Annotated in this window: 2 rRNA genes; both read right to left on the reverse strand. The window is 52.6% G+C overall.

Annotated features, from left to right (window positions below):
- Positions 1-3: 3 nt before the first annotated feature.
- Positions 4-119 (reverse strand): 5S ribosomal RNA (gene rrf, locus INT39_RS22350).
- Between the two features lie 154 nt (positions 120-273).
- Positions 274-608 (reverse strand): 23S ribosomal RNA (locus tag INT39_RS22355); the annotation flags it as partial.

Here is a 608-nt window from a genome sequence, read left to right on the forward strand (position 1 = left end):
AGCGCTTGACGATGACCTACTCTCACATGGGGAAACCCCACACTACCATCGGCGATGCATCGTTTCACTACTGAGTTCGGGATGGGATCAGGTGGTTCCAATGCTCTATGGTCGTCAAGCAATTCGTTGCGGTGCGTTTGTTAGTCCACACGGCGTAAAGGGTGGGAAAAGTGATAGTCGTTCATTAGACAAGGGTAAGGTCTTGCAATCTCCTGCAGTTCCAGACTGTCGTTCAATGCGTCAAGCCATAGGCCCAAATTGTTTGGGTGTTATATGGTCAAGCCACACGGGCAATTAGTACTGGTTAGCTCAACGCCTCACAGCGCTTACACACCCAGCCTATCAACGTCGTAGTCTTCGACGGCCCTTCAGGGGGATCAAGTCCCCGGTGAGATCTCATCTTGAGGCAAGTTTCCCGCTTAGATGCTTTCAGCGGTTATCTTTTCCGAACGTAGCTACCCAGCAATGCCTCTGGCGAGACAACTGGAACACCAGCGGTTCGTCCACTCCGGTCCTCTCGTACTAGGAGCAGCCCCTCTCAAATCTCAAACGTCCACGGCAGATAGGGACCGAACTGTCTCACGACGTTCTAAACCCAGCTCGCGTAC

The organism is Pseudomonas sp. FME51 (assembly GCF_014897305.1).